We start from the raw sequence: 6,945 nt of genomic DNA on the forward strand, positions 1-6,945 counted from the left end.
CTCGCCCGTTGTAGACGCCGTCCACCGTGCTGGATTTCTGCCCTCGACCCGCGACGAACGCGCCGCTTTGCAGCGCCAGACCGGATACCGGACTCCGCTTCCGATTCAACCTCACGCCGGCAGATGCTGATCGACGAGTTCATGCCCCAGGCGCAGTTCGCGGAGCGCCACGCCGTGCGCGTGGCCGCGCCGCCCGAGCGCGCGTGGGACGCCGTGCGCGCGCTGGACCTGCGCGGATCGCCCGTTGTCCGCGCGCTGTTCGCCCTGCGCTCCCTCCCCGCGCTCTTCAGCGGGCGCGCCAGGGGCAAGGCGTTGGGCGGCAACATGGAGGGCCTGCTGCGCAGCGGCTTCGTCCTCCTCGCCGAAGACCCGCCGCGCGAGATCGTCCTGGGGCTCACGGGACGCTTCTGGACGCCCGCCGGCGGCATCACCCACGTGGAGCCGGGCGAATTCCGCGCGTTCGACCGGCCGGGGATGGCCGTGGCCGCGTGGAACTTCACCATCCTGCCCACGGCGGAGGGCTCGCTCGTGGCCACCGAAACGCGCGTGCGCTGCACGGACGAGGCGGCGCGCCGCTCCTTCGCCCGCTACTGGCGCGTGATCCGCCCGTTCAGCGGCCTCATCCGCCGCGAAGCCCTGCGCGCCGTCCGCCGATCCGCCGAACGCTCCCGCTGACCCATGTCCGCCCGTACCGACCTGTCGCCCGCCGCCGGCACGCTGCTGCGCCTAATGGCGTTCCTGGACCACGCGCCGCTCCCCCTCGCCGTCCTTTCCGCCGCCGGCGACGCGCTTTCGCCTCCGCTGGATGCCGCGGCCGCCGATCCCGCGGCGCTGGACGCGGCGGAGGCGGAGCTGGCCCGCGCCGGGCTGCTGCAGGCCGCCGGCCCCGCCCTGCTGCGGGCGGAGGTGGCGGAGGCCGTCCGCATCGAGCTGGGTCCCGAGAAGCCGGCGTGGGCCGCGGCGGCCGCCGCCACCGTGGCCGCCGCGTATCCCCGCGAGCCCGAGCGCCCCGACGCCGCCGACACGGCGGACGCGCTGCTGCCCCACGCGCGGGCCGCCGCGGCGTACGCGGAGGTGGCCGGCGAAGGACTGGACGCGGCGGGGCAGTGCCTGCTGCTGGCCGGTCGCACGCTGCTGGCGCGCGGCCAGCCGGACGCCGCCCGCCGCGAGCTGGAGCGCGCCGTTGCCCTGCTGGAGTCCGCGCGGGGGCCGGAGCACCCGTCCGTGGCCCTGGCCCTGACGTACCTCAACGGCGCGCTCTCCGCCCTGGGCGACCGCGGGCCCATGCTGGACAACGCGCGGCGCGTGCTCGCCATCCTGGAGGCCGCGCACGGGGCGCGGCACCCGGAGGTCGTCGTCCACGTGAACAACGTGGGGACGCTGCTGCGCACGGCGGGACGGCTGGACGAGGCGTGCGGCTACTTTCTGCGCGCCATGGAGCTGTCGGAGGAGGTGTTCGGCCCGGGACACCCCATGACGGCCACGCTCCACGGCAACCTGGGCGAGACGCTGTATGGCCTTCGCGGCCCGGCGGAGGCACGTCCGCACCTGGCGCGGGCCCTGGCCATCGACGAGGCGGCGTACGGCCCGTCGCATCCCAGCGTCGCGCGGGACCTGCACCGGCTGGGGCGCGTGCTGGCGGAGCTGGGCGAGCGCGCGGAGGCGCTGGTGCTGCTGCAGCGTGCCATCGACTTCCTGCAGCGCGCCGCCGGCGAGGACGATCCGCGCGTGCAGGCCGTGCGGGCGCAGATCCGCGCGCTGGAAGATTGACTGTGGTACGGAGGTACGGACGGGGAGAGAGGCGGCGGCCGATTCGGGTCACCGGACGGCGGATTCGGTGCGCGGGACCGTATCGGTTTCGCGACGGAAGCGGCGGGCAGGTGACAGGATCCCGTCCGCGCGGATAGATTCGCTGCAACTGATCCGGCGTCCGCCCACGCGGACCGCCGGGCCTCGGCGCAGGCATCGACTTCTCTCGACCGGCGGCACCGCATCATCCGCCCTCGCCCGCGCATCACCAAACCCTATCGAAAACGGAAAGTTTGTGAAGCGGATCTGTGTCTTTTGCGGCTCCAACCCGGGCGGGCGCCCGGACTACGCGGACGCGGCCCGGGCCATGGGCCGCGCCCTGGCGGACCACGGCATCGGGCTGGTGTACGGCGGCGGCGGCGTGGGCCTGATGGGCATCGTGGCCGACACCGTCATGCAGGCCGGCGGCGAGGTGATCGGCGTGATCCCCGAGGCGCTCATGCGGCGCGAGGTGGGCCACCTGGAGGTCACGCAGCTGCACGTCGTGCACTCCATGCACGAGCGCAAGGCCATGATGGCGGACCTCTCCGACGGCTTCGTGGCCATGCCCGGCGGCTACGGCACCTTCGAGGAGTTCTGCGAGGTGATCACCTGGTCGCAGCTGGGGTTCCATCCCAAGCCGTGCGGGCTGCTGAACGTGGCCGGCTACTACGCGCCCCTGCTGGCCATGTTCGACCACGCCGTGGCCGAGCGCTTCGTCCGCCCGCAGCACCGGCAGCTGGTGCTGGAAGACACCGATCCCGGCGCCCTGCTGGACAAGATGCGCGCGTTTGTCCCGCCCAGCTCCGAGAAGTGGATCGCGCCGTCGGAGCGCTGACCGTCGCGGCGCCTGCACACGGCCCGCTTGGACACCGCGGCGCAAGCGGTTAAACTGGATGCAGGAACGTCCACCCGTCCCGTCCGGAGCCATGCGCCTGATCCGCATCCTCTCCACCGTCCTGACGCTCTCGTTCGTCCCCGCCGCGCTGGCCGCCCAGCCGCACGCGCTGCCCGTGCTGGGCATGGTGGGGTGGACGCCCATGCTCATGCTGGTCGCGGGCATCGTGCTGCTGGCCGTAGAGGTGTTCGTCATCCCCGGGTTCGGGTGGACGGGCGTGCTGGGGCTCGTGGCCACCATCGGCGCCGTCATCCTCGCCCTTTCGCCGGCGCCCGAGGACGCGGCGCTCACGACGGCCATGCTCGTGGGCAGCCTGACGCTGCTGGGGATTGCCGCGTGGGCCGTGGCGTCGCGGCTGCGTGCGGGGCACCCGCTGCTGGGCGGGCTGCTCAGCCGCGAGGAGGGATACGTGGCCGCGCTGCCCCGCACGGAGCTGGAGGGGCTGGACGGCGTGGCGCTCACGGACCTGCGCCCCAGCGGCGTGGCGCAGATCGGCGACGAGCGGCTGGACGTCGTCAGCGAGACGGGATGGGTGCCCGCCGGCTCACCCGTCCGCGTGCAGCGCTCCGAGGGCTACCGGCACGTGGTCCGCGCCATCCCCCTGGCTGCGGGCGCGGAGGAGGCGCGGGACGGATGACGGACGCGGAGCTCCATCTCATCCTCCGGCGCGCGGCGGACGCGGGCGTGGTCCTGGAGCCGGAGGCGGCCGAGGCGCACGTGGCGGCCGGCGGCGACCTGGCGCGCATCGTAGACGCGCTGGCGCTGGCCCGCGAGCAGCACGTGCCGCTGGACTTCTACCAGGCCACGGCCCTGGAGCTCTACGGGCTGGATCCCCTGGGGATCGTCCGCGAGGGCGCGCGCACGCCGGAGGGCCACATCGACTTCGCGGCGCTGTTTCCCGGCTGAGAATCCAGCAGCAGCTACTCGCAACTTCTTTCGCCGCAACCCCGTACATCCATCCGCGCCGGCCCGGGACCCCCGGCGGCGCTCCCGGAGTTCGCCCGCGGCGGGCGGACCGCCTCCCCTGACCGGACACGGCCCATGGATCCCATGCTGTATGCCTTTCTCATCATCGTCGGCGCCATCTTCGCCCTGGGGCTGTTCCTGCAGTTCATCCCCCTGGGGCTGTGGATCCAGTCGATGTCGTCGGGCGTGTACGTGGGCCTCACGCAGCTGTTCGCCATGCGGCTGCGGCGGGTGAACCCGGCGCGCATCGTCCACCCGCTCATCACGGCGCACAAGGCCGACCTGCCCCTGGACGCCAGCCAGCTGGAGGCGCACTACCTGGCCGGCGGCAACGTGGAGCGCGTGGTGCAGGCGCTGATCGCCGCGCAAAAGGCGGGGATCACGCTGGACTTCAAGAGCGCCACGGCCATCGACCTGGCCGGCCGCAACGTGCTCGAGGCCGTGCAGACCAGCGTGAACCCCAAGGTCATCAGCACGCCGCGCGTGGCGGCCATGGCCAAGGACGGCATCCAGCTCATCGCCATCGCCCGCGTGACGGTGCGGGCCAACATCAACCGGCTGGTCGGCGGCGCGGGCGAGGAGACCATCCTGGCGCGCGTGGGCGAGGGCATCGTCTCCACCATCGGCTCGGCCGTGAGCCACAAGGCCGTGCTGGAGAACCCCGACAACATCTCCAAGACGGTGCTGAGCAAGGGGCTGGACGCGGGGACGGCGTTCGAGATCCTGTCCATCGACATCGCCGACGTGGACGTGGGCAAGAACATCGGCGCCGAGCTGCAGACGGACCAGGCCGAGGCCGACAAGCGCATTGCCCAGGCCCGCGCCGAGGAGCGCCGCGCCATGGCCGTGGCGCAGGAGCAGGAGAACCGCGCCCGGGTGGAGGACGCCCGCGCCCGCGTGGTGGAGGCCGAGGCGCAGGTGCCCCTGGCCATCAGCGAGGCGTTCCGGCGCGGCAACCTGGGGGTGATGGACTACGCGCGGTACCAGAACATGCAGAGCGACACGGGGATGCGCCGCGCCCTGGCCGGCCCCTCCACGTCCACGGGCAACGGCTCCACGGGGACCTGACCGATGGGCTTTCTCATCTTCGTCGCCGTGATGTGGTTCATCATCTCCCTCGCGCGGAACGCGGCGAAGCAGGCGCAGCAAAAGAGCCAGGTCATCGTCCCGCCGCCGGACTGGTTCGCCACGGCGGAGGGCCTGCCGGAGTCGCACGTGCGGCGCTTGGCCGTTCCCGCCGCCGTGCTGCCCCCGCGGTCGGGGCGCGAGGAGAGCACGTCGGAGCTCCTGCTGGACGAGACGGCGGCGGACCACGACCTGGACCTGTCCCACGCGGAGGTCGTTTCGCTGGAGGCGGCCGTCCCGCGGATGTCCGTGGCCCCGCGCCCGCTGCCGCCGGCGGCCGCGTCGCTGGAGACGGAGGTGGACTGGGAGCAGGAGCACCAGCGCTTTCACCAGCGCTACGTGGAGGGCCACGCGCAGGCCCAGGCGCCCATCCACGGGCTGATGGACGACCTGCGCGACCCCGCCGGTGCCCGCCGCGCCGTGCTCATGGCCGAGATCCTGGGCCCGCCCGTGTCCATGCGGCGCTGAGCCGTTCGTCGCGCGGAGGGCTGGAGAATGCAGAGAGCCGCGAAAGGCGCAAGCCTTTCGCGGCTCTCCGGCGTTTACGGCAACGGCATTCTCACGCAGAGCCGCAGAGGACGCAGAGTACCCCGGCCCCAGCGGAGGTCGAGTTTTCCGCACCTCCCGGAGCCGGATGGGAACGCGAGGAATGGATGCGGGTTGCGGGGCGAAGGCGATGCTCGTTGACGGCAGGAGACTTGCTGAGTAGCTTCTACGACTTGCAATGAGGAAGGGGAGTAGTCCACCGGCGAGACAGCCGGCGGCCGGATCGTCAAGACTGCGGGCACTGCCCCGCACGGTCCGGTCGGGACGGGGAGCGCATTCGCGCTCCTTTCAGTCAGGGCGAGACCTTCGTCGCAGGGGACGGCCAAACGGCCCTCCCCCGACGAAGGTTTCGCCCGTTTTTCGTGCGCACACCCGCCGCGCCGCCGCGGCCCCGTGGAAGGAATGCAGTTGAACGCAACCGTTTTGCCGTACGCGGCATTCACGCTCCTGGTGCTGGTGATCCTGGCGTTCGACCTGGGCGTGCTGAACCGAAAGGCGCACGTGGTGCGCGTCCGCGAAGCCGGCCTGTTCGCCGCCTTCACGGCCACGCTGGCCCTGCTGTTCGCCGGCGCCATCTGGATGGACTACCTCCCCGTGCACAACGTGGGCGGCAGCAAGGACGCGCTGGAGTTCCTCACGGGCTACGTGATCGAGCTGGCGCTGTCGGTGGACAACATCTTCGTCTTCGTCCTGATCTTCGCGTACTTCAAGGTCCCGCCGCAGTACCAGCACCGCGTGCTGTTCTGGGGCGTGCTGGGCGCGCTGGTCATGCGCGGGCTGATGATCGCCGCGGGCGCCATCCTCATCGACCGGTTCCACTGGATCATCTACCTGTTCGGTGCCTTCCTGGTGTACACGGGCATCAAGATGGCCACCCAGGACGAGATGGACATCGAGCCGGAGAGCAACCCCGCGCTCAAGCTCATCCGCCGCTTCTTTCCCGTGACCAACACCTATCACGGGCAGCACTTCTTCGTGAAGGAGACCATCGGGGGCAAGCTGCGCAAGGCGGCCACGCCCCTGTTCGTGGTGCTGGTGATGGTGGAGACCACGGACCTGATCTTTGCCGTGGACAGCATCCCGGCCATCTTTGCCGTCACGCGCGACCCGTTCCTGGTGTACACCAGCAACGTGTTCGCCATCCTGTGCCTGCGGTCGCTGTACTTCCTGCTGGCGGGGGTGATCGACAAGTTCCACTACCTCAAGCTGGGCCTGTCGGTGGTGCTGGGCTTCATCGGCGTGAAGATGCTGATCTCGGGCTACTACCACGTGCCCATCGCGCTGTCGCTGGGGATCGTGGCGGGCGTGCTGGCCGCGTCGGTGATCGGCTCGCTGATGTTCCCCAAGGAGGTCGAGGAGCATCCCGAGGTCACCCACGACCCGCTGGACCCGTCCGACGACCCCGCGCGCCCCATCCTGCCGCAGGACGACCGCCACCGCGAGAGCGCGTGACGGGCCGACGGAGGATGACGGGCAGATGACGGACGAAGAGCCGGCCTCGCGACGCGGGGCCGGCTCTCTTGTGTGTGGGGGAAGGAGAAACTTCGCCTGGACCTCCGGACGGATCGCGCCGGCAGCAGCCCGCCCCTCTCCCGGCCTCTCCCCGCTCGTTCTCGCGGAGA

Annotated in this window: 8 protein-coding genes; all 8 read left to right on the forward strand. The window is 71.6% G+C overall.

Features of this window, described 5'->3' with window-relative positions; translation table 11 throughout:
• Nucleotides 1-123: 123 nt before the first annotated feature.
• The 8 genes from VFZ20_RS16385 to VFZ20_RS16420 all read left to right on the forward strand — a co-directional run bounded on the left by VFZ20_RS16385 (nt 124) and on the right by VFZ20_RS16420 (nt 6,775).
• Nucleotides 124-675: a hypothetical protein gene (locus VFZ20_RS16385; RefSeq protein WP_329684986.1), complete on the forward strand. Its 552-nt coding sequence runs from the start codon at nt 124-126 to the stop codon at nt 673-675.
• Between the two features lie 3 nt (nt 676-678).
• On the forward strand, nt 679-1,770 hold the full coding sequence (locus VFZ20_RS16390) for a tetratricopeptide repeat protein (RefSeq protein ID WP_329684987.1): 1,092 nt from the start codon (nt 679-681) through the stop codon (nt 1,768-1,770).
• A gap of 274 nt (nt 1,771-2,044) precedes the next feature.
• Entirely contained in the window at nt 2,045-2,626 is a 582-nt protein-coding gene (locus VFZ20_RS16395) for a TIGR00730 family Rossman fold protein (protein WP_329684988.1), read from the forward strand.
• A 91-nt stretch (nt 2,627-2,717) separates the two neighbouring features.
• On the forward strand, nt 2,718-3,323 hold the full coding sequence (locus VFZ20_RS16400; protein ID WP_329684989.1) for an NfeD family protein: 606 nt from the start codon (nt 2,718-2,720) through the stop codon (nt 3,321-3,323).
• Nucleotides 3,320-3,592 carry a hypothetical protein gene (locus tag VFZ20_RS16405; protein ID WP_329684990.1) on the forward strand — a complete coding sequence of 91 codons (273 nt, stop codon included), beginning with the start codon at nt 3,320-3,322 and terminating at the stop codon, nt 3,590-3,592. The genes VFZ20_RS16400 and VFZ20_RS16405 overlap by 4 nt, the downstream gene beginning before the upstream one ends.
• Before the next feature lie 135 nt (nt 3,593-3,727).
• Nucleotides 3,728-4,720 (forward strand): flotillin-like protein FloA, encoded by a 993-nt coding sequence (floA, locus tag VFZ20_RS16410; RefSeq protein WP_329684991.1) that lies wholly within the window; start codon nt 3,728-3,730, stop codon nt 4,718-4,720.
• 3 nt (nt 4,721-4,723) lie between these two features.
• A complete protein-coding gene (locus VFZ20_RS16415; RefSeq protein ID WP_329684992.1) occupies nt 4,724-5,245 on the forward strand; it encodes a hypothetical protein in 522 nt (173 codons plus the stop codon).
• A gap of 480 nt (nt 5,246-5,725) precedes the next feature.
• Nucleotides 5,726-6,775 (forward strand): TerC family protein, encoded by a 1,050-nt coding sequence (locus VFZ20_RS16420; protein ID WP_414682945.1) that lies wholly within the window; start codon nt 5,726-5,728, stop codon nt 6,773-6,775.
• The last annotated feature ends 170 nt before the right edge of the window (nt 6,776-6,945 follow it).

It is taken from the genome of Longimicrobium sp. (assembly GCF_036280135.1).
Taxonomy (GTDB): domain Bacteria; phylum Gemmatimonadota; class Gemmatimonadetes; order Longimicrobiales; family Longimicrobiaceae; genus Longimicrobium.